Here is a 25,328-nt window from a genome sequence, read left to right as displayed (position 1 = left end):
ACCGCGCCTCCTCGGCATGACGAGCGGGGAGAGGTACTAACGCCATGGCGACGGCAGAACTCGGCGCGGCCCGCCTCGGCCCATCCCGGGCCATGCGCCGGGTCGTCGGGGCAGTGACCTTTCTGCTCCCTCTCCTCTGCCTCTTCCTGCTCTGGCCCGTCGTCACGACGGCCTTCGACGTGAACCCGCGCGTGTTCCCCGGCGTGGGCATGGTCTGGGCGGCGCTCGTCGAATCCGTCCGGGACGGCAGCCTCTTCGCCCATATCGGCGCGAGCCTCGGGCGCGTGCTGGTCGGGACGGCGCTGGGCATCCTGGTCGCGGTGCCGCTCGGGATCGCGATGGGCGTGAGCTCGGGCATATCGACCTTCCTCACCCCGCTCTTCCGCTTCTTCTCCGTCCTCGCCGGCATCGCCTGGATCCCGATCGCGACGCTCTGGTTCGGCTACGGCTTCGGCGCGATCACCTTCGTGATCTTCAACGCCGTCTTCTTCATCGTGACCTACAACACGCTGCTCGGCGTCTCGGCGATCCCGATGCGGCTCCGCCACGCGGCCGCGTCGCTCGGGGCGGGCCGCCGGGCCATGCTGACCGAGGTCCTGCTGCCCGGGGCGCTCCCGAACATCGTCACAGGCATCCGCACCGGGCTCGGCTTCGCCTGGCGCGGGCTGATCGCGGCCGAGATGATCGCGACCAATGTCGGGCTCGGCTACATGCTCTTCGTCGCGCGCGACTTCTACCGCACCGAGGTGATCGTGCTCGGCATGATCGTGATCGGCGCGCTCTGGCTCCTGATCGACCGGCTGCTCCTCGCACCGCTGGAGCGCGCCACGATCGAGCGCTGGGGCCTGGTGACCCGCTCATGAACCCCGCCCTGCAAGCCTGGGGCTATTACGCCCGCTGGACTGCGCGCTGGCCCGGCGTCGCGGCGCTTGTGCCCTTCATCCCTGTCGTCGCGATCTGGTGGCTTGTCGCCTCTCTGGAGGTCTTTCCGCGCGCCTTCTTTCCCGGGCCGGCCGAGGTCGTCCGCGGCTTCGTCGACCTCACCTACAAGGGCATCCTGCCGGCCTATCTGGAGGATTCCGTCGGGCGCCTGCTCCTCGGGGCGGGATTCGGCATGGCGATAGGCATTCCGCTCGGCATCCTGGTCGGGCTGAGCCAGACCGCCTACCGCGCGACCTGGCCGATCATCCTGTTCTTCCAGGCGATCGGCGACATCGCCTGGCTGCCGATCCTGCTCATCTGGTTTGGCTTCGGCCTCACCACGATGACCTTCGTCATCGTCTACACGGTCGTCTTCCCCGTCGTGTTCAACACCGTGCTCGGCGTCCGCTCCGTGCCGCGCGACCTGCCGCGCGCCGCGCTCAGCCTCGGCGCCCCGCGCTGGCGCGTCCTGACGGAGGTGATCCTGCCGGGCGCCCTGCCGAACATCGTCACGGGCCTGCGCAACGGCCTGGGCTACGGCTGGCGCGCCCTGATCGCGGCCGAGATCATCGTCGGCACGAGCGGCATCGGCTTCCTCATGTTCGACGCCCGCCGCGCCGGCTCCGCCACCGAGATCGTGCTCGGCATGATCGTGCTCGGGCTTCTCTGGTACGCGGTCGACGCCTGGATCCTGGCGCCTATCGAGCGCGCGACCGGCCAGCGCTGGGGGCTGGTGACGCGGACATGAGCATGCCCACGACATCTCAATCGCTTGGTCGCATGTCATCCCCGGCGGCTGCGGAGCAGCCGGAAAGGGGATCCATTCCTCACGTCCGATCCCTGGATCCCCTTCCCCTCCGCTTCGCTCCGGCCGGGGATGACAATGTGCTGGACCTTCAAGCGGAGTGCATCGGGTGAAATCTCTCGAGATCCGCAACCTGCAGAAGACCTATTTCGACCCCTATGCGGGCACGAAGGTCACAGCCGTGCAGGACGTGTCGCTCGACATCCGCGAGGGCGAGTTCGTCTCCGTCGTCGGCCCGTCCGGCTGCGGCAAGACGACGATCCTCAACATGGTCGCGGGCTTTCTGCCGGCGACCGGCGGCGAGATCCGCGTCGGCGGCCGGCCCGTGAAGGGGCCCGGAGCCGATCGGGGCGTCGTCTTCCAGTCCTTCGCTCTGTTCCCCTGGAAGACCGTTCTCGACAATGTCGGGTTCGGCCCGAAGATGCGCGGCGTGCCCAAGGCCGAGCGCGACCGGATCGCGCGCGAATACCTGGCGCTGGCGGGCCTCTCTCACGCAGCGGACCGCTATCCGAACGAGCTCTCGGGCGGCATGCAGCAGCGCGTCGGCGTCGTGCGCGCGCTCGCCAACGATCCCGACGTCCTCCTGATGGACGAGCCCTTCGCCAGCGTCGATGCGCAGACCCGCATGACCCTGCAGGAGGAGCTGACCCGCATCTGGCAGGAGAAGCAGCACACGGTGCTGTTCATCACGCACGATGTCGGCGAGGCGGTCTTCCTGGCCGACCGGGTGGTGGTGCTCTCGAAGGGCCGCGTGATGCGGGACATCCCGGTCACCCTCCCCCGGCCGCGCGTCTGGGACGAGGTGACGGAGGACGAGGACTTCAAGCGCCTCTCCGCCGAGGTGCTGCACATGGTCCGCGCCGCATGAGGCTCGCGCGGGCGATCCTGGCGTCCAACAAGGGGCGGATCGTGCTGGCGCTGCTCGCCGGCTATCTCGGCTGGCAGGGCTGGCTGACGCTCGCCGCGCCCGGAAAGGTCGCGCCCGAACTCAAGGCTGGGCAGCCGCGCGTGAACGTGATGGTCACGCTCCCCTTCCCGCCCGAACGCTTCCACGTGCTGGAGATGCAGCGCTTCGGCCGCGTCTCCGGCACGGAGGACAACTCCGTCGAAGTGCGGGGGGTCAGGCAAGACGATCTCAACGCCATCGCCCGGCCCTACTGGGTCCGGCGCGTCGGCCCAATGGAAGAGGGAGGGTAGCAGATGAGACGACGCGAGTTCCTGGGCGCCGCAATCGCGGGCGCGGCGCTGGCCGGATCCGGCGCGGCACGCGCGCAGGGCATGACCAAGATCAAGGCCGGCATGGTCTCGGCCATCGACCAAATCGGGCTGCCGATCGCGCTCGAGCGCGGCTTCTTCGAGAAATACGGGCTGGAGGTGGAGATCGCCCGCCCCTACGCGACCGGCGTCGACGCGCTGAACGCGCTGCAGGCCGGCGAGACGCAGATCGTCCAGGTCGGGGTGCCGATGATCGGCGCGGTGCTGCGCGGCATGGACCTCGTCGCGCTCGGCAACTACTCGGGCAGCGCCGCCAAGCTGGGCGCGGATTCCACCATGGCGCTCATCGCGAGCGAGGCCTCCGGCATCAGGAAGGGCGACCTCGCGAGCCTCAAGGGCAAGAGGGTGGCGGCCTCCTTCGGCACCATCAACCACCTCTATATCCTGGCGCTGATCGAGAAGGCCGGGCTGACGCCGGGCGAGGTGACCCTCGTCAACACGCCGCCGCCCGACATGACGGTCGCGCTCCTGTCGAAGGGCGTCGACGCTTTCTCGGCCTGGGATCCCTGGCCCATCGTGGCGGTGCGGGACGTTCCCGGGGCGGTCGAGATCATCCGCGGCGGCGACGTCATCTCCTATCTCGGCTTCAACGTCGCGACCCGCGACTGGACGGCCAGGAACGGCGAAACGATCGAGAAATTCCTGGCCGGCGTCTCCGAGGCCGACCAGTGGATGCGCAAGAACCCGAAGCGCGCCGCCCAGGTCGCCACGCGCTGGGTGCCGGGCCTGAAGCAGGAGATCGCCGAGGCCGCGATGGAGTTCAACATCCAGCAGGCCGACCGGCGGCTCTCGGCCAACAACTACGCCGCCCTGCACTCCGCCCAGCAGCGGCTGCACCGGCTCGGCTTCCTGAAGGACACCTTCGACGTCAACAAGCACATCGAGCCCAAGCACATCCTGAAGGTCATGGCCGACCATGCCGGGCTCTTCGCGGACCTTCCGCCCATCCCGGAGGCCGCGCAGATCAAGCCGGGCTACGTGTTCAGGGCCTGAGGCGGCGGGCCCCAGACTGCCGGTTCTTAACCTTCCCGGCATTTCGTTGCGGCCCGGCGCGGCTATGTTGCCGGCCCGCAACGCTTTTCGGAATCGTGGTCGCGCGCGGTCAAACCCCTGTTAACCGGGAGGCGGGCATTCGGTAACGATCGTAGTTGCGTAGAGAGAGCGACGGCCTGATGCCACTCGCCTTCACCCCCGCCCTGACCTTCGGCCGCGCCCTGCGCGGAATCGCGATCGCGGGGGCCGCCCTCGCCCTCGCCTCCTGCGCCCAGCAGACCAGCCAGTACGGCCAGCTGGGCGATGTGAAACCGCATCCGGGCGTCGCCAAGGCGCACAGGATGCCCATTCAGGGCATCGACGTCTCGCGCTGGCAGGGCAAGATCGACTGGGCGTCGGTCGCCGCCTCCGGCAAGCAATTCGCCTTCATCAAGGCCACGGAAGGCGGCGACCATATCGACCCGCGCTTCATCGAGAACTGGTACGGCGCCAAGCAGGCGGGTCTTGCGCGCGGCGCGTATCATTTCATGTTCTGGTGCCGTCCGGCCGAAGACCAGGCGCGCTGGTTCAAGCAGAACGTCCCCAACGACCCCGACGCGCTGCCGCCGGTGCTGGACGTCGAATGGAACAACCATTCGAAGACCTGCCCCCAGAAGATCAGCAAGGAGCGGGCGCTCGCGATGATCCGGCACATGCTGCACGAGATGGAGCGCTACACGGGCAAGCGGCCGATCATCTACACGGATATCAACTTCCACGAGGATATTCTGGAAGGAGAGCTGCTCGACTACCCGCACTGGATCCGCTCGACCGCCGCCGAGCCGCACCATCGCTACCGCGACCGCAAGTGGACGCTATGGCAATTCACGACCACCGGCCGCGTACCCGGCATCAAGGGCGACGTCGACCGCAACGCCTTCTACGGCAGCGAGAAGGAGTGGCGCGCCTTCCTGCAGAACGACTGCGACCCGCGCCATACCTGCCCGACGACCCGCTACGCGTCCAACTGAGGAGCGGGCCGCGCATTGCGCCCGTGACACCCTCGCGGTCGCTCCCTAGAAGGGCCTGAAAGCTCTCCGGGAGGACGACCATGCTGAGGAACGCGCGCGAGTTCGATTTCGACCTCGGCGAGACCGCCCAGGCCATCCGCGAGACGGTGCGGGATTTCGCGGCCGCCGAGATCGCACCGCGCGCGGACGAGATCGACCGCACCAACACCTTCCCGATCGACCTCTGGCCGAGGATGGGCGCGCTCGGCCTGCACGGCATCACGGTCGAGGAGGAATACGGCGGCGCGGGCCTCGGCTATCTCGAGCACGTGGTCGCCATGGAAGAGGTCTCGCGCGCTTCCGCCTCCGTCGGCCTCTCCTACGGCGCCCATTCCAATCTCTGCGTGAATCAGCTTCGCCGGAACGGCACGGACGCGCAGAAGCGCAGATACCTGCCGAAGCTGATCTCGGGCGAACATGTCGGCTCGCTCGCCATGTCCGAGCCCGGCGCGGGGTCCGACGTCGTCTCGATGAAGACCCGGGCCGAGAAGCGCGGCGACCGCTACGTCCTGAACGGCTCGAAATTCTGGATCACCAACGGGCCGGTCGCCGAGACGCTGGTCGTCTACGCCAAGACCGACCCGAATGCGGGCGCGCGCGGCATCACGGCCTTCATCATCGAGCGCGGCATGAAGGGCTTCTCCACCGCCCAAAAGCTCGACAAGCTCGGGATGCGCGGCTCCGACACCTGCGAGCTCGTCTTCGAGGATTGCGAGGTGCCGGAGGAGAACGTGCTCGGCGAGGTCGGGCGCGGCGTGAACGTGCTGATGTCGGGGCTCGACTACGAGCGGGCTGTGCTCGCCGGGGGCCCGCTCGGCATCATGCAGGCCTGCATGGACGTGGTCATGCCCTATATCCACGAGCGCAAGCAGTTCGGCCAGCCGATCGGAACCTTCCAGCTCGTCCAGGGCAAGGTGGCCGACATGTACGTGACGATGAACGCCTGCAAGGCCTATGTTTACGCGGTGGCCAAGGCCTGCGACCGGGGCGAGACCACCCGCGAGGACGCCGCGGGAGCGATCCTCTACGCGGCCGAGAAGGCGACGCAATGCGCGCTGGACGCGGTCCAGCTCCTCGGCGGCAACGGCTACATCAACGACTACCCGACCGGACGCCTCCTGCGGGACGCCAAGCTCTACGAGATCGGCGCCGGCACGAGCGAGATCCGCCGGATGCTGATAGGACGCGAGCTGTTCGAGAAGACGGCCTGAGACGCGGGAGACCGCAGATGCGGACCGGAGCCGTCGGACGGATGTCGAACCGCAGGCCCGCCAGCGAGGCGTGGGGGATGCGCGCTCTCGGCCTGGCCGCGGTCATGTTCCTCTGCTCGATTGGCGATGCTCACGCCCAGAACAGGCCGAGCCAGAACGACCGGTCCCTGATCGAGAGCTGCCTGAGGGAGGCGCGAACCGAAAGACGGGGAGAGGAGACCTGCATCGGCACCGTCCAGGGACGCTGCATCAAGGAGCCGGGCGGCGACACCACGACGGGCATGCAGCGATGCGGCGGGAGGGAGCTCGCCGTCTGGGACGAGCGTCTGAATGCGGCGTACAGGGCAGCGCTCGCCAGCGACGTCGGAAAGCAGACGACTTTGCGGGGCCGATGGGCGCGGAGGCTCACGGGCGCCGACATCATCCGGGACGCGCAGCGTGCCTGGCTCAGGTTCCGCAGCAGGAAATGCGATGCGGCCGGCCTGCCGATGGAGGGCGGAACCGGCGCGGGCCTGCTCACGCTGGATTGCCATCTGCACGAGACGGCGCGGCAGGCGATCTGGCTTGAGAGGCTGGTCGGAGGCGAGCAATAGCTCGCCTGAAATCGAAGGGAGCCGATTGTGCTGAAAGTCTGGGGACGCCTCTCATCCATCAACGTCCAGAAGGTCGTCTGGTGCCTGGACGAGATCGGGCTTCCGTACGAGCGGATGGAGGCCGGCGGGGAGTTCGGCCTGGTGAACACGCCGGACTATCGGGCGATGAACCCGAACGGCCTGGTCCCCACGATCGAGGAGGACGGCTTCGTCCTGTGGGAATCGAACGCGATCGTCCGCTATCTCGCGGCGAAGCACCCGCGGACCGGGCTCTGGCCCGAGGATCTCCGCATCCGGGCCGATGCGGACCGCTGGATGGACTGGCAGGCCACGACCGCGACGCCCGCGCTGCGGGACGCCTTCTGGGGCCTGATCCGCACCCCGCCGGAAAAGCGCGACGAAGCGCTCATCCGCCGCTCCGTCGGAAAGACGGACGAGAACATGGGCATCCTCGACCGCTGGCTTGCGAACCGTCCCTACTTGGCGGGCGACGTCTTCACGGCGGGCGACGTCGCGGTCGGCTGCTTCGTCCATCGCTGGCTGAACATGCCGGTCGAGCGGAGCGCCATGCCGCACGTGGAGGCATGGCACGGCCGGCTGAAGGCCCGCCCCGGCGCCCGGCAGATCCTGTCCCTTCCGGTCAGTTGATCGCGGCGCGCCTCAGGGCGGACAAGACCAGCGACGGTTGACGCGGCGGCCCCGACGGATCATCGCTCGCCCGCGATGAGCGCGTCCCCCCTGCCCCCGGCTCCTTTCGTCCACGCGAACGGCGCCGCCATCCCGGCGATCGGCTTCGGCACCTGGACGCTCAACGGCGAGCGCTGCGTCGAGGCGGTCGGCTGGGCGCTCCAGGCCGGCTACCGGCATATCGATACCGCCGCCCGCTACGAGAACGAGGTCGAGGTCGGCGAGGCCCTGAGGGTGAGCGGGCTCGCGCGGGACGAGATCTTCGTCACGACCAAGGTCTGGTGGACGGACATCGCGCCCGGAGCTCTGGAGCGTTCCGCCGAGGCGAGCCTCGGCCGTCTCGGCCTCGACCAGGTCGACCTGCTTCTCATCCACTGGCCCAATCCGGCGGTTCCGCTGGCCGCCTCCACGGCCGCCCTCTGCCGGACGAGGAAGCTGGGGCTCGCGCGCCACGTGGGGGTCTCGAACTATCCCTCCGCGATGCTGGACGAGGCGGTGCGGCTTGCGAGCGAGCCGCTCGTCGCCAACCAGGTCGAGTACCATCCCTTCCTGGACCAGGGCCCGGTCAGGCGCGCCTGCGGGCGACACGGCATGGCGCTGACGGCCTATGCCCCGCTCGGCCGTGCCAGCGCGGTGCGGGACCCGACGCTGGCGCGGATTGCCGCCGCGCACGGGCGGAGCGTGCCGCAGATCATCCTGCGCTGGCACATGCAGCAGCCCGGGATCGTGGCGATTCCGCGCTCCGGCAGCCGCGAGCACATCGTCCAGAACCTCGACGTGTTCGGCTTCGCGCTGTCCGACGAGGAGATGGCCCGGATCTCCGCCCTGGCCCGCCCCGACGGCCGGATCATCGACCCCGACTTCGCCCCGACCTGGGACGACCCTTCCCGAGGACCCCCGCCATGACGATCGACAAAGCCATCCTGGACGCGCTGCGCGCGACCTCCACCGGCACCATCCACACGGTGCTCCTGAAGAAGGGCATCCGCCGCACCTGGATGCAGGGCCCGAAGCCCACCTTCCATGCCGGGGAGCGGCTCGTCGGGCCGGCCTTCACGCTGCGCTTCGTGCCCGCCCGCGAGGACCTCGCGACCCCCGAATCCTGGTCCTCCCCGACCTCGACCCGCGCCGCGATCGAGGCGATGCCCGAAGGCTGCATCGCGGTGATCGACGCGATGGGCGTCCCGGGCGCCGGCGTCTTCGGCGACATCCTCTGCGCTCGGATGAAGAAGCGCGGCGTCCAGGCCTTGGTCACGGATGGCGTCATGCGCGACGGGGTGGGCTGCGAGGCGACGGGCCTCCCGATCTGGTGCGCCGGCATCGCGGCGCCCTCCTCCGTCACGGGCCTCACCTTCGTCGGCTGGAACGAGCCGATCGGCTGCGGCGGGGTCGCGGTCTTCCCGAACGACATCGTCGTCGCGGACGGGGACGGCGCGGTCGTGATCCCGGCGGCCCTGGTCGCCGATGTCGCCAAGGCCGGTCCGGACCAGGAGCTCGTGGAGATGTGGATCATGAAGGAGGTCGAGCGCGGGGTGCCGCTGCCCGGCCTCTACCCGATGAATGCGGAGACCCGCGCCCGCTTCGAGGCGGAGATGAAGAAGGGCTGACCCGCTCAGGGCACCGTCCCGACCGCCACCCTCCAGCGGGCGATCCGCGTCGTCCGCAGCAGGCCGTGAACGGTCCAGGGATCGGCCGCGAGGCGCGCCTCGGCCTCCTCCCGGGTCGCGGCCCATACGAGAAGCATCACGTCGAGCCCGTCGTCGAAGGGGCCGGCGGCCTGGAGCGCGCCGTGCCCGGCAAGCTCCCGGAGGAAGGCGAGATGCGCCTCCCAGTGAGGCTGGCGGTCCGCGGGAGAGGAGGCGTCCCAGCCGGACCCGCGCTCGCGCATCACCGCGAAGAGCAGGCGCGCGGGCTCCGGCCCCGCCTCGTCCGGCACCGCCAACCCCGCCTCAGCCGAAGGCCGGCCGCGAGGGCAGCCCCATCCGCTTCAGCATCATGACCACCGGGCAGACGCCCGTGAAGGACGCCTGGACGAGATGCGCGCCCATCAGGCCGGTGACCCAGAGCCAGTTGATGTTGTGGTAGACGGCGAGGAGAACGGAGCCGAGCACCACGAGCCCGGCCACGAGAAGGATGCTGCGCTCGATCGTCATGCTGCCCTCCCTGGGAGAACGCCGCGATGATGATGCGGAGCCCCGGCCGGGGCAAGCGCATCCTTCAGAAGGAGGCCTCCTCCGGGCCGGAGATGCGGTAGACGCCGCGGAAATCGTCGGGATCGACCGGGCGACCCTTGCGGCGGATCACGATGCGGCCCTGCTTCATCAGCCGGACCGCGACCTGCCGCACCGGACCCATCAGCCGGCTCCACTGGTCGGGATGGTCGCCCGCGATGGCGCGCGCGGCCTCGGAGGGACAGATCGTCCGGCCCGGCCCGCGCTCCGCGACGAGCGCAAGGATGGTCTCCTCGATCCGCTCGGGTGCAACCTTCATGTCTCGCTCCTCAGGGCGGCGGCGGCCAGGGACCGCGGCCGAGCGCGGCCAGCGCATCGGATGCGAATTGCCGCCGCCACATCACGAACAGCACCGCGGCGGTGCTCGCCATGAGCACATAGGCCGACACGAACCAGCCGAGATAGGCGAGCGCGAAGAAGAAGGCGCGCTGCCCGCGGTTGAAGTGACGGCCGGCGACCGTGTTCATCGAGGCCGCGCGCCAGGCCGCGAGCTCCATCTCGGCCCGGCTCGTCTCCGGCCCCGGATTGGGTATCGCGCCGATCAGGATCGCCCCGTAGTTGAACAGCCGGTAGGACCAGGCGAACTTGAAGAACGCATAGACGAAGATGATCGTGAGCCCGATCACCTTCATCTCCCAGGCGAGCCGCGTCGTCGCGAAGCCGAGCGGCATCTCGGCGAAGATCGTCAGCACCTCGTCCGTCGAGCGCAGCAGCGTGAGCGTGCCGCCGATCGCGAGAAGCGAGGTCGAGGCGAAGAAGGCCGTGCCGTTCTGCAGGCTCGCATTGATGTTGGCGTCCACGATGCGGTTCTCGCGCCCCACCACGCCCCGCATCCAGTGGTATCGGTGGGCGTTGATGACCCGGTTCAGACTGCGCCGCCCGGCCTCGCTCCGCTCCACCATGAGGTAATAGGAGAGCCAGGCCGCCGCGTAGCAGGCGAGCCCGACATAATCCGCAACCGTGAACGCCGCCGTCGGCATGGACCTCGCCCGTTGACCTCGCCCCGTCCGGGAGGGCTAATCCGCGCCGGGAGGATTGCAAGCCCGATGCCTCAGACCATCACCCGCGGCTACCGTGCCCTCGTCCAGGAGGCGAACGCCAAGGTCGAGACGCTGCCGGCCGAGGAGGCCGTCAGGCTGCACGGCCGCGACGACGTGGTCCTGGTCGACATCCGCGATCCGCGCGAGCTGGAGCGCGAGGGCCACGTTCCCGGCGCCTTCCACTGCACCCGCGGCATGCTGGAATTCTGGATCGACCCGGAGAGCCCGTATCACAAGCCCGTCTTCGCACAGGACAAGCGCTTCGTCTTCTTCTGCGCGGGCGGGCTGCGCTCGGCCCTCGCAGCCGCGACCGCGCAGGAGATGGGCCTGAAACCGGTCGCGCATATCGAGGGCGGGTTCGGCGCCTGGAAGAAGGCGGGCGGCCCGGTCGAGCCCTGGACGCCGAAAGCGAGGAGTTGAGCAGGCCCGCCTCGTCCCCGCCCTGCCCCTCATCCGGGCACGCGCCGTCCTTCCCCGGGGCGGGGTCGGTCAGGACGGGCGACTTCAAAGAGCGGGTGAATTGGTCGAGGGGCGTGGGACGCCGAAACGCTCGATCAATTTTTTAGAGGAGCCTTTCGGCGTCCCCGCGATGCCCGCCCCGTCATCCCCGGCGGGCGCGGAGCGCCCGGGAAGGGGATCCAGACGACAAGCACCGCGTCCGGGTTTCCCCGGCACGGGCGGCGATTTTGGACCGGACCTGCCGCTCTTCCGCCCCCTCGCCCGTTGCCGGACGAGAGAACACTAGCCATGCTGCACTGGCGCCCGGGCCGTATTACCCGGAGGGCGGCGCTGGTCCGGCTCCCCGAGTGCGGGTTCGCGAAACCCGCCCGCAGGCGCCGCGTCAGCCGGCCTGGGCTGTCGCCCATTCCGGCCCAGTCAAGCTCTTCCGCTCTGTCGACGCCTCGCGAGAGCGCCCCTCGGCGAAGAGGACGGAGCCGATCTAGACTATATTCCTATGATTGTCAAGCCCGTCGTCATCGCGGGCGGCGGGCGGAAACGTCGACGTCTCCCCGGCCATCATCGTCGCGCCGCGGCCAGCGCACGCGCGAGCGTCGAGCGCGCCGCATCGATCGCGATGCTGGCCGCCTCCACGAGGCGCCAGTCGGCGCGCCGGTTCAACGCCTGCCGGGCGATGTTCGCGGCGATGCTGTCGACCTCGTCCGCGATGGAGCGCAGCCGCTCCGGATCGCTCACGCGGGTCGCTTCCGACCGGATCGCGAGCAGCCGGGCGGTGGCGACCTGGATTCGCTCGCGCCGGATGCGGAACAGGGTCTGGCGCAACCATGCGAAAGCCGAGCCGAGCCCGCCGCCGAAGATCGCCACGAGATAGATCCAGGACTCGTAGCGCTCGATGAAGCTCTCCTGCTCGCGCTCGAAATAATCGATCGCGCCCGGATGGTTCGGGAGCCGGGCCGTCGTCGCCACGGCCGTTGTGTCGTAGGCCGGGAAGGTGATGTCGTCGGCGGCCGGCGCCCTGGCCGCGACATCCGCCCGGTGCTCGAAGATGTGCTGCGTCACCTCGGCCGCGACGCTCCGGGAGAGGCTCGCCCGCGCCATCAGCCGGTACGACGAGCCGACCGTCGAGAGGTCCTCCTCCGGCAGCCTCGGATCGCCGCCGAAAAGGCCCGCAGGCACAGTCACGGCCTGCAGCTTCGGGCTGGTGGCGACGACGGCCGCTGCGTCGGGAATCCCGAGGAGCAGGAGCGAGCGGTCTCCGGCGGCCTCGTCCAGCAGCTTCACCAGCCGCCGGGCGCCCGGGCTGGCGGGCGTCGTGACCAGCATGGCCGCGTCGACCCGCCCGGCCGCGAGCGCGGGCCCCAGCTCCTCCTCGGCGAGGGGAACGAGCGCCACCGCCTCCTCCGGCACCGCGGCGCTCGCCGCGTCCGGGCGCAGCTCCAGCCCGTAGCGCTCGAGCAGCGCCGCAACGAGCGGCCGGTCGGATATCCGCTCGGCCAGCATGCCGAGGCGCCGGCCGCCGAGGTCGGAGAAGCCCCGGACCGGCCCGCCCTCCTTGATCGCGAGGATGACGGCGAGTTCGCGCAGGACCGCCAGCGTCAGCCCGTTCGGCGGCATGGCGATGTCCGGCCGCACCACCGCGAGGTCGACCTTGCCGGCGGCGAGCGCCTCCGCACTCTCGCGCACGCCGTCGAAGCGCACGATCTCGAGCCTGATGCCGGAGCGGCGCGTCACGGAGGTCTCGGCATAGGCGCGGAGCAGCGCCGGCTCCGTGCCGCCGCTCGGCGCGACGCCGACCGTCAGGACCGTCGCCCGGGTCAGCCAGAACGCGATCGCGGCGGCGACGAAGGCGAGCGTGACGAGAAGCAGCCAGCTCTCCCGCCGCAGGAGCGGCCGCCAGATGGAGGAGGCGGCGGGCTTGGGGCTGCGCGGCAAGCGTCAGGCCGTCCTGCGGATCTCGAACCGGCCGGCGGAGGGAGGGCCGAACTCGGCCTCGGTCGCGGGATATTCCTCCACCGCTTCGACGCGGGACCCTTTCGGGCCCTCGCGCAGCGCCTTCAGCATGAGCTCGAGCCGCTCGGCCGGGCCCGCGAGCATCGCCTCGACGGAGCCGTCCGACAGGTTGCGCACCCAGCCCTCCAGCCCGTGCAGCTGGGCCTGATGCTGGGTCCAGGCGCGGAAGCCGACGCCCTGGACGCGGCCGCGCACCACCACCCGCAGAAGAACGCGGTCGCGTCCGGCTTCCTCGCTCATCCGTCCCAGCTCCATCCGGCCGAAGGGTCCCGCTCCGGCTCGAGCGGAGACGTGCGGCGGGGCGTGACGGTTCCAGCCTCCCTCCCCTTCGGGGCGGCCGGCTGGAGCTGGAAGCCGATCGCCGCGAAGCCCTTCGCCGGATCCGCCTTCGACACGCGCGGCGAGAGCGCCTCGATCTCGCGCAGATAGCCCTCCGGCAGCCCGGCGCTGCGGCCGGCCGCGAGCACGGCTTCGACATAGCCCGGCCGCGGCATGCCGGGACCGGGATCGCGTCCGACATAGACGAGGGCGCGGCGCGACCCCGCCTCGGCGATCACGGCCTGGTGCACCTTGGTGTAGAGCCCGCCCGCCACGCCCTCGTAGCGGTCGAGTGCCGGGACATCGGCCAGCGCGAGGTCCCAGAGCAGGCCCCAGACCGTGCGGCGCGGATCGCGCACGACCGAGGCGTAGCCCTCGCTCATGACGACGAGCCGGTGCCGCGGCAGCCGGGCGAGGTCGAGCGGTTTCGAGGCCGGGCAGCGCCGCGCCATGGCCTCCCGGTCCATGTTGGAGCCATAGGCGAAGTAGAGGGGCATTTACTCCCATCCATTGATAGCGCTATGAACGTCAGAGGACCACGCCGATATGTTCCGCACCGTAGATAATCACTTGTTCTTTTCAGAGCACGTAGGCGGGGACGTACTCCCTGTCTGCGCTGCGATGCACAATCTCACGCACAAGCAGCTTCATAACGAAATCACTCTGGATTTCACATCGGCTACGTCGTTCGACGCTGCCTTCATGGTCGCCCTGTCGACGATCGCGAGATCGTACCGTGGCGATATGGTACATTTCGACATAATCTTGCCGCGGAACACCACTCAAGCTCGACTGTTACGGAACGCCAACTGGCTGCATTTGATATCTCCTGAGAAGTTCGAGGATAGGACAACTGCTAACAAGAATCATTTCTCCGCATTTCAATTCCTCGACGTACAACAGCAGGATCTTGCGGTAGTACGCTGCATCGACGTCCTCATGCAGCGAGTTGAGGGCCTTCATCGAAATAAGTTGAAAGCTCTTGAGTGGTCACTAACGGAAGTGACAGATAACGTACTTAATCATGCGGCATCACCTGTCGGCGGCGTTGTACAGGCGATAAGTCGCCCTACAAAACACCGCGTGGACTTCTTCGTTTGTGACGCCGGAATCGGAATACCACGAAGCCTTCGCCAAGGGAGGCCAGACATTCAGGACGACACACTTGCCGTTAAGGCGGCGATCGAAGAAGGCGTTACGAAGAATAAAACTACTAACCAGGGGAACGGTTTATTCGGCACTTTCAAGTGTTGCGAGGTCAGCGGAGGAGAATTTGAGATACTAACAGGTAACATCCGCTTGACTCACTCCAAAACAGGACTTCATGTAAGACGAACGACCATTCCTTTTCATGGCACCTTCATCAAGGCATCGATCGATTATAGCTTCGACAAACTCCTTGAGAAAGCCCTCGTGTTCCGGGGTCGCCCTCATGACCCTGCTTTTGATCACGTTGAGCGTTTTTACCAACCACATGGCGAACAGATCGAGGTTTTGGTCCAAACAGAATTCAACTCGTTCGGTAGCCGAGAAGCTGGAAAGCTCGCAAGAACAAAGATCGAGAACCTAATGGATAGCGGGCATACCCCTATCATGTTCGATTTCAACGGTATCCACCTCATTTCCAGCAGTTTTGCCGACGAGGTATTTGGGAAGTTGTTTGCACACCTCGGGCCGCTTAGGTTTGGTCAACTTTGTCAATTCAGGAACGTGGACTCAACAGTGCAAACGTTGATCGATAGGGCCATCTCACAACGGATGCGCGTGTAGCCCGAGCCCTCACGCGAATTCCAGGATCACCGCGTCGACCGCGAGGCTCTCGCCCTCCTTGGCCACGACCTTGGCGATGGTCGCGTCGCGCTCGGCGCGGAGCACGTTCTCCATCTTCATCGCCTCGACGATGGCGAGCGGCTCGCCGGCCTTCACCTCCTGCCCCGCCCTGACCTGGATCGCCTTGACCAAGCCCGGCATCGGGCAGAGCAGCGCCTTGCCGGCGCCGGACGCGACCTTCTCGGGCATGAGGGCCGCAAGCTCGGCCTCGCGCCGCGTATAGACGCGCGCCTCGGCCGAGGTGCCGGCATGGGAGAGGCGGACGCCGTTCGGGATCGTGCGGACCTGGACGGCCACGACCTCGCCGCCGACCTGGCCCGACCAGACGGGCTCGCCCGGCCGCCAGGACGAGGCGACCTCGAGCCGCGCCCCGTCCGCGAAGGCGATCGCCACGCCGGCCGGGCCGTCCTCCACCCGCAATTCGTGCCGCTCGGTCCCGAGCAGGACGACGCGGTCGCGCTCGAAGCGCACCGCCTTCGGCCGGCGCTGGCCGGAGATGCCGCGCTTGCGCTCGTTCAGCTTGTGGTCGATCGCGGCCGCGACCGCGGCCATGGTCCGGGCCGTCTCGCCCCGGGGCGGCGTCTCGGAGAAGCCGTCCGGGAACTCCTCGGCGATGAAGCCGGTGGAGAGCCGGCCCTCGCGCCAGCGCGGATGCGCCATCAGGGCGGAGAGGAACGGGATGTTGTGCCGGATCCCGTCGATGGCGAAGGCGTCGAGCGCGCGCGCCTGGGCCTCGATCGCCTGGAGCCGCGTCGGCGCGTGCGTGACGAGCTTGGCGATCATCGGGTCGTAGTAGATCGAGATCTCGCCGCCCTCGAACACGCCGGTATCGTTCCGGACGGTCACGCCCGGATCGACGATGCCCTCCGCCGGCGGCCGGTAGGTCACGAGCCGGCCCGTCGAAGGCAGGAAGCCGCGCGTCGGGTCCTCGGCATAGACGCGGCTCTCGACCGACCAGCCGTCCATGCGGACATCCGCCTGGGCGATGGGCAGCCTCTCGCCGGCCGCGACCCGGATCATCAGCTCCACGAGGTCGAGCCCGGTCACCATCTCGGTGACGGGATGCTCGACCTGGAGCCGGGTGTTCATCTCCAGGAAGTAGAAGCTCCTGTCCTGGCCGGCCACGAACTCGACCGTGCCGGCGGAATCGTAGCCGACCGCCTGCGCCAGCGCGACCGCCTGCTCGCCCATCCTGCGGCGGGTTTCCGCGTCGAGGAGCGGCGACGGCGCCTCTTCCAGCACCTTCTGGTTCCGGCGCTGGATCGAGCATTCGCGCTCGCCGAGATAGATGACGTTGCCGTGCTTGTCCCCGATGACCTGGATCTCGATGTGGCGGGGATCGGTGATGAACTTCTCCACGAAGACGCGGTCGTCGCCGAAGGACGAAGCGGCCTCCGACTTCGCGCGCGCAAAACCCTCCGCCACCTCGTCCGCCGAATGGGCGATGCGCATGCCCTTGCCGCCGCCGCCGGCGGAGGCCTTGATCATCACGGGATAGCCGATCTCGTCGGCGATGCTCACGGCATGTTCCGGGCTCTCGATGATGCCGAGGAAGCCCGGGACGGTGGAGACCTTCGCGGCCGCAGCCGCCTTCTTCGATTCGATCTTGTCGCCCATCGCGGCGATCGCGGCCGGGTTCGGGCCGATGAACACGATCCCCTCCGCCTCGAGCGCGCGCGGAAAGGCCTCCCGCTCCGACAGGAAGCCGTAGCCGGGATGGACGGCCTGGGCGCCGGTCCGCCTGCAGGCGGCGACGATCTTGTCGATGACCAGATAGGATTCGGCGGCCGGCGCCGGCCCGATGGCCACCGCCTCGTCCGCCATCTCGACATGGAGCGCGTCGCGATCGGCCTCCGAATAGACCGCGACCGTCCTGATCCCCATGCGCCGGGCCGTCTTGATCACGCGGCAGGCGATCTCGCCGCGATTGGCGATGAGGATCTTCTCGAACATGGGGCCTCTGGTGCAGCGGGTATCCCACCGCAAGAGGGCAGGACAGGCCCCGTTAGCGCACCCTGCCCCGTTCGGGAAGCGAGCCGCTCAGAAGACGAGATCGGCCTTTCGGCCCGCCGCGGGCTCGTGCCGACCGCGTGCGCGCGAGCGCATCACGAAGGCGACCAGCGCCTCGTCGGAGGTCTCGGCCTCGCGCACGATCTCGAACGCGATCGTCACCGCGGTCTTCGTCGGGCCGGCGCCGCAGCCGAGCGAGGCGATGAGCCACTCGGCCGTCTCCCGGTCGACCCGGCCGGTCGGCCGCGACGACCAGACGACGAAATCGACGACCGTCTGCACCAGGAAAGCGCCCCAGCTCTCGTCCTTCTCGTGCAGCGCGCGATCCAGCGCGATCAGCACATCCGCCTCGTCGCGCGTCTCGATCCCGTTCGGCAGCACGTCCCGCCGCAACGAGAGCACGTCGGCCCGAGATATCTCGCCGCGACCCATCGTGCCGGTGATAAAATTCTCGAGTGACCACCTGATCATCTGATGCGCTCCCTGGAGCCATTTACTTGGCTCTCATGTCCGCTTTGATGCGTTGACCTTTGCGCAACCTCCGTTTTGCCGCAGTTAATCCGGATTCGTGAATCGACGTTCAGGTTAAACGAGGCTCATCGGGCGTGGTTGCCGGTTCGTTGCTGACGGGAACAGAACTGGCGCGAGCCGGATTGGGCAATGCACCGGGGGGACGAGGCGTGACGGCGGAGCAGGGCAGGTTCGACAGGCCGGGGGACGGGCCGCCACCCATCTTCCCGCCGCCCCAGCCGAGCGGGCTCAGCCCCGTGCTGGCGCGCAACATCCGCACGCTCACCGAGCGGCGCGGGCGCGAGAAGCGCGAGGCGAGCCGGCAGGAGAAGATCGCCGACGCCGTCACCCGCTTCGCCGGCAGCATGACCTTCGTCTACATCCACATGGCCGTCTTCGGCCTCTGGGTCGCGGTGAATGCCGGGCTCGCCCCGATCCTGCCGAAATGGGACGAGAGCTTCGTGATCCTCGGCACCTCGGCCTCCGTCGAGGCGATCTTCCTGTCCACCTTCGTGCTCATCAGCCAGAACCGCATGTCCGCCGCGGCGGACCGCCGGGCCGATCTCGACCTGCAGATCAGCCTGCTCGCCGAGCACGAGGTGACCAGGCTCGTGGGGCTCACGAGCGCCATCGCGGAGAAGCTCGGCATCGCGGACGCGGCCGACCCGCACCTGGAGGAGCTCAAGCAGGATGTCGCGCCGGATGCCGTCCTCGACGAGATCGAGCGGCGCAAGGAGCCGGACTAGATCCGCCGCCACCCGGGGCGTCTTCCGCGGCGGCGCGGAGACGGCGTATCCTGGGCAATCGCTACCTTGAGGAGGAACGCCATGCGTCACCGTCCCGCCCGCCGCCCGCTCGCCGCCTTCGCCGTCGCGATCGCCCTTCCGGCGGCGGCCCTCGCCCATCACGGCTGGAGCTCCTACGACAGCACCAAGCTCATCAAGGCGACCGGGCCGCTGAAGTCGGTCGCCTGGCGCAACCCGCATGCCGAGGCGAAGCTGGACTACCAGGGCCGGACCTGGGACGTGATCCTGGCGCCGACGAGCCGGATGGAGGCGCGCGGCCTGAAGCAGGACATGCTGAAGGACGGCACGGTCGCGACCGTGGAGGGCTATCCGCGCTCGGACGGCACGCCCGAGATGCGGCTCGAGCGGATCACGGTCGCGGGCAAGACCGTGGAGCTCCGGTAGGATCCCCGCGCCGGCCGGAGACGGACGGTGGAATGGCTGGCGGAAGCTCCGGAAGCGCTCCAGGCTTCGGGTCTGGGAGCCTGGGCGCGCGGCCCTGCCTATGCCTGGCTCAACGTCCTCCACCTCCTCGGGCTGGTGCTGCTGGTCGGCGGCATCGGCATTCTCGACCTGCGGCTGTGCGGCCTCGGGCGCGAGATCCCGGCCGCCGCCCTCGCCCGGTTCCTGACGCCCTTCGCGCTCCTCGGGCTGGCCGTCGCGATCCCGACCGGATTCGGGCTGTTCGCGGCGGACGCGGTCTCGCTCGCGGCGTCCGGGACGTTCCGCTGGAAGCTCGCGCTGATCGGGCTCGGGCTCGCCAACGCGGCCGCGTTCCGGCTCGCCTGGCAGAGGCAGATCGAGGGCTGGGACGAGGGTCCGAGCCCGGCAGGCCGGCTGGTCGCGGCCGCCTCGCTCGCCATCTGGCTCGCGGTCGCGACGCTCGGGCGGATGATCGCCTATACCTGAGGGTCAGGCTGCCGGAGCGGCGCCCTCCGGCTCCAGCGCCTTGGCGAAGTTGGCGAAGAACTCGTCGGCGTATTTCTTGGCGACGCCGTTGATGAGCCGCCCGCCGAGCTGGGCGATCTTCCCGCCGACCTGGGCCTCGACGTCATAGTTCAGGACCGTACCCCCGCCCTCGGCATCCTCCAGCCTGACCTTCGCGCCGCCCTTCGCGAAGCCTGCGACCCCGCCCTGCCCCTCGCCCGAAATCGTGTAGCCGTTGGGCGGGTCGATGTCGGAGAGCGTCACATTGCCCTTGAACGTCGCCTTCACGGGCCCGACCGCGACCTTGGCGGTCGCCGTGAACCCGTTCTCGCCCGTGCGCTCCAGCTCCTGGCAGCCGGGGATCGACCGCTTCAGGATCTCGGGATCGTTCAGCTTCTCCCAGACCGTCGCCCGGTCCGCCGGCAGCGTCACCGCGCCGTTCATCGTCATGGCCATCGTCGCTCTCCCGAAACTGGACGTCCGCCCCCTTCTGCCACCATGGCGGCGCGGTGCAAACTCCGGCCGCTGGCCCGCGGCTTGCTCCCGGCCTTTCGATCTGCGTGTCGCGCTGGATCGGACGCGGTTTCCGTGCATGATCGATTCCGGTGACGGCATTCATCTCGACCGTGAATGCGATCTAGGGTAGCGGCGGGCGCATGGAAGTCTTCGTGCAGCAGCTCATCAACGGGCTGACGCTTGGCTCGATCTACGGCCTCATCGCGATCGGCTACACGATGGTGTTCGGCATCATCGGCATGGTGAACTTCGCCCATGGCGACGTGTTCATGCTGTCGGCCTTCATCGCGCTGATCTTTTTCCTGATCCTGACGACCTGGCTCGGCATCTCGTCCGTCGCGCTCGCCCTGCTCGTCGTGATGATCGTCGCGATGGTGCTGACCTCGCTCTGGGGCTGGACGGTCGAGCGCCTCGCCTACCGGCCGCTGCGAGGCTCCTTCCGCCTCGCGCCGCTCATCTCGGCGATCGGGGTCTCCATCTTCCTGTCGAACTTCGTCCAGGTCGCACAGGGCGCCCGCAACAAGCCGACCCCGCCCATGGTGCCGGACGTGATCCCGCTGTTCGAGCGGAACGGCTACGTGGTCGCGCTCTCCTACAAGCAGATCATCATCATGGTGGTCACGGCGGTGCTGCTGACGGCATTCTGGTACGTGGTGCAGAAGACCTCGCTCGGCCGGGCCCAGCGCGCCTGCGAGCAGGACCGCAAGATGGCGGCCCTGGTCGGCATCGACGTCGACCGCACGATCTCGCTCACCTTCGTGATGGGCGCCGCGCTCGCGGCCGTCGCCGGCACGATGTACCTCCTCTATTACGGCGTGGTGAACTTCGCCGACGGCTTCGTGCCGGGCGTGAAGGCTTTTACGGCCGCGGTGCTGGGCGGCATCGGATCGCTGCCCGGCGCCGTCATCGGCGGCCTGATCATCGGCCTCATCGAGACGATGTGGTCGGCCTATTTCTCCATAGAATACAAGGACGTGGCCGCCTTCTCGATCCTCGCCATCGTGCTGACCTTCATGCCGTCCGGCATCCTGGGCCGGCCGGAGGTCGAGAAGGTCTGATGTCGGCCGTCCATCCGACCTCCGTCGCGCCGACCTCCGATGCGGCGCTGACGGGCGGAGACGTCTCGGCGGCCGGCCGGCGCGGCGTCGATCTCGCCGGGACGCTGAGGAGCGCCGTCATGGCGGCGCTCCTGATGTTCGGCCTCGCCGTTCCGATCCTGCTGCTGCGCACGGAGCAGGGACCGGGCGGGGGCCTGATCCTCATCCCGCGCTGGAACCTCGTCCTCGTCTGCTGCGGGCTCGTCTTCCTCGCCCGGCTCGCGATCGGGCTCCTCGGCGGCGACCAGGGCCTGTTCAGCCGCGCCCGCACCCGGAAGGCGACGATCACGGTCTCGGCCGACCCGGCGAAGCAGTCCGGCTTCCGCTTCGCCGCGGTCGCGACGCCGCTCTTCGTCGGCGCGGCCGTCGCCTTCCCGCTGATCGTCTACCTGCTGAAGGGCGGGCTCGCCGAATCCCGCTACTGGATCGATCTCGGCATCCTGATCCTGACCTACGTGATGCTCGGCTGGGGGCTGAACATCGTGGTCGGGCTCGCGGGCCTGCTCGACCTCGGCTACGTCGCCTTCTACGCGGTCGGCGCCTATTCCTACGCTCTCCTCTCGACCACCTTCGGGCTCTCCTTCTGGATCTGCCTGCCGCTCGCCGGGATCCTCGCGGCCTTCTGGGGGATCCTGCTCGGCTTCCCCGTGCTGCGGCTCCGGGGCGACTATCTCGCCATCGTGACCCTGGCCTTCGGCGAGATCATCCGGCTCGTCCTCATCAACTGGGTCGACGTGACGGGCGGCGGCGCCGGCATCTCGTCGATCCCGCGCGTCACCTTCTTCGGCATCCCCTTCACGGCCGGCGAGGAGGGATTCGCGGCCCGGTTCGGGCTCGAATTCAACCCGATGCAGCGGGTGGTCTTCCTCTACTACCTCATCCTGGTTCTCGCCCTCATCACGAACCTCGTGACGATCCGGCTGCGGCGGCTGCCGATCGGGCGCGCCTGGGAGGCCTTGCGCGAGGACGAGATCGCCTGCCGGTCGCTCGGCATCAACACGACGAACACCAAGCTCACCGCCTTCGCGATCGGGGCCATGTTCGGCGGCTTCGCCGGCTCCTTCTTCGCGACCCGGCAGGGCTTCATCAGCCCGGAGAGCTTCAACTTCCTCGAATCGGCGACGATCCTGGCCATCGTCGTCCTCGGCGGGATGGGATCGCAGGTCGGCGTGGCGGTCGCGGCCATCGCGATGGTCGCGGGACCGGAACTGCTGCGCAACCTGGGATTCCTGAGGGCCGTCTTCGGCGAGGGCTTCGATCCGAACGAGTACCGGCTCCTCCTCTTCGGCCTCGCCATGGTGGCCATGATGGTCTGGCGCCCGCGCGGACTGATCTCGGTGCGCGAGCCCTCGGTCGTGTTCAGGGAGCGCAAGTCCATCTCCGGGTCGCTCGTGAAGGAGGGCCACGGCTGATGGCCTCGTCCGACGCCGTCCTGGAAGTCGAGCATCTCACCATGCGGTTCGGCGGCCTCGTCGCGGTCGGCGACCTCTCATTCGCCTGCCGGCGCGGGGACATCACGGCGCTGATCGGCCCGAACGGCGCCGGCAAGACGACCGTGTTCAACTGCATCACGGGCTTCTACCGCCCGACGGAGGGAATGATCAGCCTGCGCCACCCCTCCGGCGCGACGCATCTTCTCGAGCGGCTGCCCGGCCACGCCATCACCTGGCGCGCGAAGGTGGCGCGGACCTTCCAGAACATCCGGCTCTTCTCGGGCATGACGGTGCTGGAGAACCTGCTCGTCGCCCAGCACAACCCGCTGATGATCGCCTCCGGCTTCACGCTGGCCGGGCTCCTCGGCCTGCCGGGCTTCAGGCGCGCCGAGAAGGAAGCCGTCGAGAAGGCGGCCCTCTGGCTGGAGAAGACCGGGCTCGTCGACCGCGCGGACGACCCGGCGGGCGATCTGCCCTACGGCGCGCAGCGGCGGCTGGAGATCGCCCGCGCCATGTGCACGGACCCGATCCTGCTCTGCCTCGACGAGCCGGCGGCCGGCCTCAACCCCCGCGAGAGCCTCGAGCTGAACGATCTTCTCCTGTCGATCCGCGCCGAGCAGGGCACCTCGATCCTCCTGATCGAGCACGACATGTCGGTCGTCATGGAGATCTCCGACCACGTCGTGGTGCTCGATTACGGCGTGAAGATCGCCGACGGGGTGCCGGCCGAGGTGCGCAGCGATCCCCGCGTCATCGCGGCCTATCTGGGCGTCGAGGACGAGGAGGTCGAGGAGGTGGAGGCCGAGGTCGGCGTGGAGATCCCGGCATGAGCGTCGCCGGCATCAACGTGCTCGTCGAGGAGACGCGGGCGGCCGAGAAGGCGCGTACGGCGCCCCTGCTCTCCGTGCGCGGCGTCGAGACCTATTACGGCAACATCATCGCCCTGAAGGGCGTCGACCTCGACGTGCACGAGGGCGAGATCGCGACCCTCATCGGGGCGAACGGCGCCGGCAAGTCGACCCTCATGATGACGATCTGCGGCAACCCGCGGGCGCGGCGCGGCCGCATCGTCTTCGACGGCCGGGACATCACGAACCTGTCCACGCACGAGATCGCGCGGCTGCGGATCGCGCAATCTCCGGAAGGGCGCCGCATCTTCCCGCGCATGACGGTCTACGAGAACCTCCAGATGGGGGCCTCGCTCGACAATTTCGCCCATTTCAACGACGATCTCGAGCGGATGCTGGCCATCTTCCCGCGCCTGAAGGAGCGCCTGCACCAGCGCGGCGGGACGATGTCCGGCGGCGAGCAGCAGATGCTCGCGATCGCGCGCGCCCTGATGGCGCGCCCCCGCCTCCTCCTGCTCGACGAGCCCTCGCTCGGCCTCGCGCCGCTCATCGTGAAGCAGATCTTCGCCGTCATCCGCGAGCTCAACGAGCGCGACGGGATGACCGTCTTCCTGGTGGAGCAGAACGCCTATCACGCGCTGAAGCTCGCCCATCGCGGCTACGTGATGGTGACGGGCACGATCACCATGACCGGAACGGGCAAGGAGCTGCTGGCGAACCCGCAGGTCCAGGCCGCCTATCTGGAGGGCGGGCGGCACTGACCGGAGGCTCCCGTTGGAACGCCTGTTCGACTGCGACCCCGCCAAGCGGGAGCGGCTGATCGCCGACCGGGGCATCGATCTCCTCAGCCTGATCCCGATCTTTGCCGATCGATCCCGCCTCGACTTCGAAGATCGCCGGAGAGATTATGGGGAGATGCGATACGTCACTATTGGCCAGGTGGGTGGTCGCGTGTTCACCCTCGTCTATACCATCGAGGCGAGGTGACGTGGCTGATCACAGCCTGGCCTTCAAGCCGGCGCGAGCGCGCGCTCTACGCCGAACGGGCATCGCGATGACCTACAAGCAGCTTGCAGACGGAACCGTTGTCGAAGTGCTGCCGGATGGCGGCTCCAAGCCCGTCCCAACCCGCACCGATTGGGACCGCCTCGCGCGTCTGTCCGACGACGAGATCGAGGAACTCGCGGCGTCCGACCCCGATCACCCGGCACTCGACGACCGCTTCTGGGGCGATGCCGCGAAGCAGGCACGGACCGTTGTCCGACTCGAGCCGGACGTGGCCGCGCAGTTCGGAGGGGAGGAGCACGACCTCGACCGACGCGTCAACGCGATCCTGCGCGATCACTTCCGTGCCAAGCGGGCCGCTTCGTGATGCAAGGCCTCCTCTACGAAGAACCCTCCGCCTGGCTGTTCATCCTGGTCACGGTCGTGCTCGGCGGCTGGGCGGCCTGGATGACCGGCCGTGCGCTCGCGCTCACCTGGCGCCCCTTTTGGCAGGTTCTGCTCTGGTCGCTGCCGCTCGGTCTCGCCGTGCGGTTCATCCACTATGCTCTTTTCGAGGGCACCTTCCTGAGCCTGCATTTCTACCTGGTCGACCTCGTGATCGTCACCGCGATCGCCTCGCTCGGCTACCGCTATTTCCGCGCCCGCCAGATGACGCGGCAATACGGCTGGCTCTATGAGCGCGCGGGGCCGTTCTCCTGGCGCGAGAAGGCGCAGGCCTGACGCCCTTTTCCGCATCCCGCCCCCGGTGACAACGACAGGAAAACCGGCAAGACTG

General features: G+C 68.6%; 32 protein-coding genes and 1 pseudogene. 23 read left to right on the top strand and 10 right to left on the bottom strand.

Annotated elements, in window-relative coordinates; all coding sequences use genetic code 11:
* The first annotated feature begins 44 nt into the window (after positions 1 to 44).
* From HJG44_RS11055 to HJG44_RS11005, 11 genes are all read left to right on the top strand, one after another.
* A complete protein-coding gene (locus HJG44_RS11055; RefSeq protein ID WP_246736184.1) occupies positions 45 to 863 on the top strand; it encodes an ABC transporter permease in 819 nt (272 codons plus the stop codon).
* Positions 860 to 1,669 carry an ABC transporter permease gene (locus HJG44_RS11050; protein ID WP_171218429.1) on the top strand — a complete coding sequence of 270 codons (810 nt, stop codon included), beginning with the start codon at positions 860 to 862 and terminating at the stop codon, positions 1,667 to 1,669. The genes HJG44_RS11055 and HJG44_RS11050 overlap by 4 nt, the downstream gene beginning before the upstream one ends.
* 166 nt (positions 1,670 to 1,835) lie before the next feature.
* Entirely contained in the window at positions 1,836 to 2,594 is a 759-nt protein-coding gene (locus HJG44_RS11045; RefSeq protein WP_171218428.1) for an ATP-binding cassette domain-containing protein, read from the top strand.
* Positions 2,591 to 2,923, top strand: a complete 333-nt coding sequence (locus HJG44_RS11040) for a hypothetical protein (RefSeq protein WP_171218427.1) — start codon at positions 2,591 to 2,593, stop codon at positions 2,921 to 2,923. The genes HJG44_RS11045 and HJG44_RS11040 overlap by 4 nt, the downstream gene beginning before the upstream one ends.
* Before the next feature lie 3 nt (positions 2,924 to 2,926).
* Positions 2,927 to 3,994: an ABC transporter substrate-binding protein gene (locus HJG44_RS11035; protein ID WP_171218426.1), complete on the top strand. Its 1,068-nt coding sequence runs from the start codon at positions 2,927 to 2,929 to the stop codon at positions 3,992 to 3,994.
* Positions 3,995 to 4,173: 179 nt separating this feature from the next.
* A complete protein-coding gene (locus tag HJG44_RS11030) occupies positions 4,174 to 5,004 on the top strand; it encodes a glycoside hydrolase family 25 protein (protein WP_171218425.1) in 831 nt (276 codons plus the stop codon).
* A gap of 80 nt (positions 5,005 to 5,084) precedes the next feature.
* Positions 5,085 to 6,254 (top strand): isovaleryl-CoA dehydrogenase, encoded by a 1,170-nt coding sequence (locus HJG44_RS11025; protein WP_171218424.1) that lies wholly within the window; start codon positions 5,085 to 5,087, stop codon positions 6,252 to 6,254.
* 17 nt (positions 6,255 to 6,271) lie between these two features.
* A complete protein-coding gene (locus tag HJG44_RS11020; RefSeq protein ID WP_171218423.1) occupies positions 6,272 to 6,847 on the top strand; it encodes a lysozyme inhibitor LprI family protein in 576 nt (191 codons plus the stop codon).
* Positions 6,848 to 6,874: 27 nt separating this feature from the next.
* A complete protein-coding gene (locus HJG44_RS11015) occupies positions 6,875 to 7,495 on the top strand; it encodes a glutathione S-transferase N-terminal domain-containing protein (protein ID WP_171218422.1) in 621 nt (206 codons plus the stop codon).
* 75 nt (positions 7,496 to 7,570) lie between these two features.
* The gene (locus tag HJG44_RS11010) at positions 7,571 to 8,440 is read left to right on the top strand and encodes an aldo/keto reductase (protein WP_171218421.1); all 870 of its coding nucleotides are present in this window, start codon (positions 7,571 to 7,573) and stop codon (positions 8,438 to 8,440) included.
* Entirely contained in the window at positions 8,437 to 9,141 is a 705-nt protein-coding gene (locus tag HJG44_RS11005) for a ribonuclease activity regulator RraA (protein ID WP_171218420.1), read from the top strand. The genes HJG44_RS11010 and HJG44_RS11005 overlap by 4 nt, the downstream gene beginning before the upstream one ends.
* A 5-nt stretch (positions 9,142 to 9,146) precedes the next feature.
* Here the strand turns inward: HJG44_RS11005 and HJG44_RS11000 are convergent, their stop codons facing one another.
* The 4 genes from HJG44_RS11000 to HJG44_RS10985 all read right to left on the bottom strand — a co-directional run bounded on the left by HJG44_RS11000 (position 9,147) and on the right by HJG44_RS10985 (position 10,745).
* Positions 9,147 to 9,470, bottom strand: coding sequence for a YciI family protein (locus HJG44_RS11000; RefSeq protein WP_346767164.1), 324 nt, complete (start codon positions 9,468 to 9,470; stop codon positions 9,147 to 9,149).
* A 13-nt stretch (positions 9,471 to 9,483) separates the two neighbouring features.
* Entirely contained in the window at positions 9,484 to 9,687 is a 204-nt protein-coding gene (locus HJG44_RS10995) for a YgaP family membrane protein (protein WP_171218418.1), read from the bottom strand.
* Positions 9,688 to 9,751: 64 nt separating this feature from the next.
* Complete coding sequence (locus HJG44_RS10990) at positions 9,752 to 10,024, bottom strand: DUF3253 domain-containing protein (RefSeq protein WP_171218417.1); 273 nt, start codon at positions 10,022 to 10,024, stop codon at positions 9,752 to 9,754.
* A 10-nt stretch (positions 10,025 to 10,034) separates the two neighbouring features.
* Entirely contained in the window at positions 10,035 to 10,745 is a 711-nt protein-coding gene (locus tag HJG44_RS10985; protein WP_171218416.1) for a DUF599 domain-containing protein, read from the bottom strand.
* 66 nt (positions 10,746 to 10,811) lie between these two features.
* On the opposite strand from HJG44_RS10985, the gene HJG44_RS10980 reads away from it, so the two are divergent.
* Positions 10,812 to 11,225 (top strand): rhodanese-like domain-containing protein, encoded by a 414-nt coding sequence (locus HJG44_RS10980; protein ID WP_171218415.1) that lies wholly within the window; start codon positions 10,812 to 10,814, stop codon positions 11,223 to 11,225.
* Positions 11,226 to 11,822: 597 nt separating this feature from the next.
* On the opposite strand, the gene HJG44_RS10975 is transcribed toward HJG44_RS10980, so the two are convergent.
* From HJG44_RS10975 to HJG44_RS10965, 3 genes and pseudogenes are all read right to left on the bottom strand, one after another.
* Positions 11,823 to 13,163: a TAXI family TRAP transporter solute-binding subunit gene (locus HJG44_RS10975; RefSeq protein WP_171218957.1), complete on the bottom strand. Its 1,341-nt coding sequence runs from the start codon at positions 13,161 to 13,163 to the stop codon at positions 11,823 to 11,825.
* A 36-nt stretch (positions 13,164 to 13,199) separates the two neighbouring features.
* Complete coding sequence (locus HJG44_RS10970) at positions 13,200 to 13,514, bottom strand: acylphosphatase (RefSeq protein ID WP_171218414.1); 315 nt, start codon at positions 13,512 to 13,514, stop codon at positions 13,200 to 13,202.
* Between the two features lie 164 nt (positions 13,515 to 13,678).
* A pseudogene (locus HJG44_RS10965) lies at positions 13,679 to 14,089 on the bottom strand (gamma-glutamylcyclotransferase family protein); the annotation flags it as partial.
* A 49-nt stretch (positions 14,090 to 14,138) separates the two neighbouring features.
* Between HJG44_RS10965 and HJG44_RS10960 the strand changes: the two are divergent.
* Positions 14,139 to 15,362, top strand: a complete 1,224-nt coding sequence (locus HJG44_RS10960; RefSeq protein WP_171218412.1) for an STAS-like domain-containing protein — start codon at positions 14,139 to 14,141, stop codon at positions 15,360 to 15,362.
* Positions 15,363 to 15,371: 9 nt separating this feature from the next.
* Here the strand turns inward: HJG44_RS10960 and HJG44_RS10955 are convergent, their stop codons facing one another.
* Together HJG44_RS10955 and HJG44_RS10950 are read right to left on the bottom strand one after the other, a co-directional pair.
* A complete protein-coding gene (locus tag HJG44_RS10955) occupies positions 15,372 to 17,375 on the bottom strand; it encodes an acetyl-CoA carboxylase biotin carboxylase subunit (protein WP_171218411.1) in 2,004 nt (667 codons plus the stop codon).
* 87 nt (positions 17,376 to 17,462) lie between these two features.
* Positions 17,463 to 17,903, bottom strand: coding sequence for a hypothetical protein (locus HJG44_RS10950; RefSeq protein WP_171218410.1), 441 nt, complete (start codon positions 17,901 to 17,903; stop codon positions 17,463 to 17,465).
* Positions 17,904 to 18,112: 209 nt separating this feature from the next.
* Between HJG44_RS10950 and HJG44_RS10945 the strand changes: the two genes are divergently transcribed.
* The 3 genes from HJG44_RS10945 (at position 18,113) to HJG44_RS10935 (ending at position 19,636) form a co-directional block, all read left to right on the top strand.
* Positions 18,113 to 18,688, top strand: a complete 576-nt coding sequence (locus tag HJG44_RS10945; RefSeq protein WP_430395054.1) for a DUF1003 domain-containing protein — start codon at positions 18,113 to 18,115, stop codon at positions 18,686 to 18,688.
* Positions 18,689 to 18,769: 81 nt separating this feature from the next.
* A complete protein-coding gene (locus HJG44_RS10940) occupies positions 18,770 to 19,132 on the top strand; it encodes a DUF6152 family protein (protein WP_171218409.1) in 363 nt (120 codons plus the stop codon).
* 27 nt (positions 19,133 to 19,159) lie between these two features.
* Positions 19,160 to 19,636 (top strand): DUF6644 family protein, encoded by a 477-nt coding sequence (locus HJG44_RS10935; protein ID WP_346767144.1) that lies wholly within the window; start codon positions 19,160 to 19,162, stop codon positions 19,634 to 19,636.
* A 3-nt stretch (positions 19,637 to 19,639) separates the two neighbouring features.
* Here the strand turns inward: HJG44_RS10935 and HJG44_RS10930 are convergent, their stop codons facing one another.
* On the bottom strand, positions 19,640 to 20,110 hold the full coding sequence (locus HJG44_RS10930) for an SRPBCC family protein (RefSeq protein ID WP_171218408.1): 471 nt from the start codon (positions 20,108 to 20,110) through the stop codon (positions 19,640 to 19,642).
* A gap of 200 nt (positions 20,111 to 20,310) precedes the next feature.
* On the opposite strand from HJG44_RS10930, the gene HJG44_RS10925 reads away from it, so the two are divergent.
* From HJG44_RS10925 to HJG44_RS10895, 7 genes are read left to right on the top strand one after another with little or no spacing between them, the layout of a single operon-like run.
* Positions 20,311 to 21,228 carry a branched-chain amino acid ABC transporter permease gene (locus HJG44_RS10925; RefSeq protein WP_171218407.1) on the top strand — a complete coding sequence of 306 codons (918 nt, stop codon included), beginning with the start codon at positions 20,311 to 20,313 and terminating at the stop codon, positions 21,226 to 21,228.
* Positions 21,228 to 22,679 (top strand): high-affinity branched-chain amino acid ABC transporter permease LivM, encoded by a 1,452-nt coding sequence (gene livM, locus HJG44_RS10920; RefSeq protein ID WP_171218406.1) that lies wholly within the window; start codon positions 21,228 to 21,230, stop codon positions 22,677 to 22,679. Before HJG44_RS10925 ends, livM begins: the two co-directional genes overlap by 1 nt.
* The gene (locus HJG44_RS10915) at positions 22,679 to 23,530 is read left to right on the top strand and encodes an ABC transporter ATP-binding protein (RefSeq protein WP_171218405.1); all 852 of its coding nucleotides are present in this window, start codon (positions 22,679 to 22,681) and stop codon (positions 23,528 to 23,530) included. The genes livM and HJG44_RS10915 overlap by 1 nt, the downstream gene beginning before the upstream one ends.
* Positions 23,527 to 24,309 (top strand): ABC transporter ATP-binding protein, encoded by a 783-nt coding sequence (locus HJG44_RS10910; RefSeq protein WP_171218404.1) that lies wholly within the window; start codon positions 23,527 to 23,529, stop codon positions 24,307 to 24,309. The genes HJG44_RS10915 and HJG44_RS10910 overlap by 4 nt, the downstream gene beginning before the upstream one ends.
* A 13-nt stretch (positions 24,310 to 24,322) precedes the next feature.
* The gene (locus HJG44_RS10905; protein WP_171218403.1) at positions 24,323 to 24,535 is read left to right on the top strand and encodes a BrnT family toxin; all 213 of its coding nucleotides are present in this window, start codon (positions 24,323 to 24,325) and stop codon (positions 24,533 to 24,535) included.
* A 1-nt stretch (position 24,536) separates the two neighbouring features.
* The gene (locus HJG44_RS10900) at positions 24,537 to 24,920 is read left to right on the top strand and encodes a hypothetical protein (RefSeq protein ID WP_171218402.1); all 384 of its coding nucleotides are present in this window, start codon (positions 24,537 to 24,539) and stop codon (positions 24,918 to 24,920) included.
* Positions 24,920 to 25,273: a DUF6867 family protein gene (locus HJG44_RS10895; RefSeq protein WP_171218954.1), complete on the top strand. Its 354-nt coding sequence runs from the start codon at positions 24,920 to 24,922 to the stop codon at positions 25,271 to 25,273. The genes HJG44_RS10900 and HJG44_RS10895 overlap by 1 nt, the downstream gene beginning before the upstream one ends.
* Positions 25,274 to 25,328 lie beyond the last annotated feature (55 nt).

This window comes from Enterovirga aerilata, from assembly GCF_013044135.1.
Lineage (GTDB): Bacteria > Pseudomonadota > Alphaproteobacteria > Rhizobiales > Beijerinckiaceae > Enterovirga > Enterovirga aerilata.
Note: the sequence above shows the minus strand (reverse complement) of the source record. Positions and strands in the feature narration are given on the sequence as shown.

Coding starts and splice junctions, on each gene's coding strand:
- HJG44_RS10995 (WP_171218418.1), bottom strand. CDS start 9,687: ATGACGATCGAGCGCAGCATCCTTCTCGTGGCCGGGCTCGTGGTGCTC.
- HJG44_RS11030 (WP_171218425.1), top strand. CDS start 4,174: ATGCCACTCGCCTTCACCCCCGCCCTGACCTTCGGCCGCGCCCTGCGC.
- HJG44_RS10980 (WP_171218415.1), top strand. CDS start 10,812: ATGCCTCAGACCATCACCCGCGGCTACCGTGCCCTCGTCCAGGAGGCG.
- HJG44_RS11035 (WP_171218426.1), top strand. CDS start 2,927: ATGAGACGACGCGAGTTCCTGGGCGCCGCAATCGCGGGCGCGGCGCTG.
- HJG44_RS10925 (WP_171218407.1), top strand. CDS start 20,311: ATGGAAGTCTTCGTGCAGCAGCTCATCAACGGGCTGACGCTTGGCTCG.
- HJG44_RS10895 (WP_171218954.1), top strand. CDS start 24,920: ATGCAAGGCCTCCTCTACGAAGAACCCTCCGCCTGGCTGTTCATCCTG.
- HJG44_RS11050 (WP_171218429.1), top strand. CDS start 860: ATGAACCCCGCCCTGCAAGCCTGGGGCTATTACGCCCGCTGGACTGCG.
- HJG44_RS10950 (WP_171218410.1), bottom strand. CDS start 17,903: ATGATCAGGTGGTCACTCGAGAATTTTATCACCGGCACGATGGGTCGC.
- HJG44_RS10955 (WP_171218411.1), bottom strand. CDS start 17,375: ATGTTCGAGAAGATCCTCATCGCCAATCGCGGCGAGATCGCCTGCCGC.
- HJG44_RS10930 (WP_171218408.1), bottom strand. CDS start 20,110: ATGGCCATGACGATGAACGGCGCGGTGACGCTGCCGGCGGACCGGGCG.
- HJG44_RS10990 (WP_171218417.1), bottom strand. CDS start 10,024: ATGAAGGTTGCACCCGAGCGGATCGAGGAGACCATCCTTGCGCTCGTC.
- HJG44_RS10910 (WP_171218404.1), top strand. CDS start 23,527: ATGAGCGTCGCCGGCATCAACGTGCTCGTCGAGGAGACGCGGGCGGCC.
- HJG44_RS11025 (WP_171218424.1), top strand. CDS start 5,085: ATGCTGAGGAACGCGCGCGAGTTCGATTTCGACCTCGGCGAGACCGCC.
- HJG44_RS10970 (WP_171218414.1), bottom strand. CDS start 13,514: ATGAGCGAGGAAGCCGGACGCGACCGCGTTCTTCTGCGGGTGGTGGTG.
- HJG44_RS11040 (WP_171218427.1), top strand. CDS start 2,591: ATGAGGCTCGCGCGGGCGATCCTGGCGTCCAACAAGGGGCGGATCGTG.
- HJG44_RS10915 (WP_171218405.1), top strand. CDS start 22,679: ATGGCCTCGTCCGACGCCGTCCTGGAAGTCGAGCATCTCACCATGCGG.
- HJG44_RS11010 (WP_171218421.1), top strand. CDS start 7,571: ATGAGCGCGTCCCCCCTGCCCCCGGCTCCTTTCGTCCACGCGAACGGC.
- HJG44_RS10940 (WP_171218409.1), top strand. CDS start 18,770: ATGCGTCACCGTCCCGCCCGCCGCCCGCTCGCCGCCTTCGCCGTCGCG.
- livM (WP_171218406.1), top strand. CDS start 21,228: ATGTCGGCCGTCCATCCGACCTCCGTCGCGCCGACCTCCGATGCGGCG.
- HJG44_RS11020 (WP_171218423.1), top strand. CDS start 6,272: ATGCGGACCGGAGCCGTCGGACGGATGTCGAACCGCAGGCCCGCCAGC.
- HJG44_RS10985 (WP_171218416.1), bottom strand. CDS start 10,745: ATGCCGACGGCGGCGTTCACGGTTGCGGATTATGTCGGGCTCGCCTGC.
- HJG44_RS11055 (WP_246736184.1), top strand. CDS start 45: ATGGCGACGGCAGAACTCGGCGCGGCCCGCCTCGGCCCATCCCGGGCC.
- HJG44_RS10960 (WP_171218412.1), top strand. CDS start 14,139: ATGTTCCGCACCGTAGATAATCACTTGTTCTTTTCAGAGCACGTAGGC.
- HJG44_RS11005 (WP_171218420.1), top strand. CDS start 8,437: ATGACGATCGACAAAGCCATCCTGGACGCGCTGCGCGCGACCTCCACC.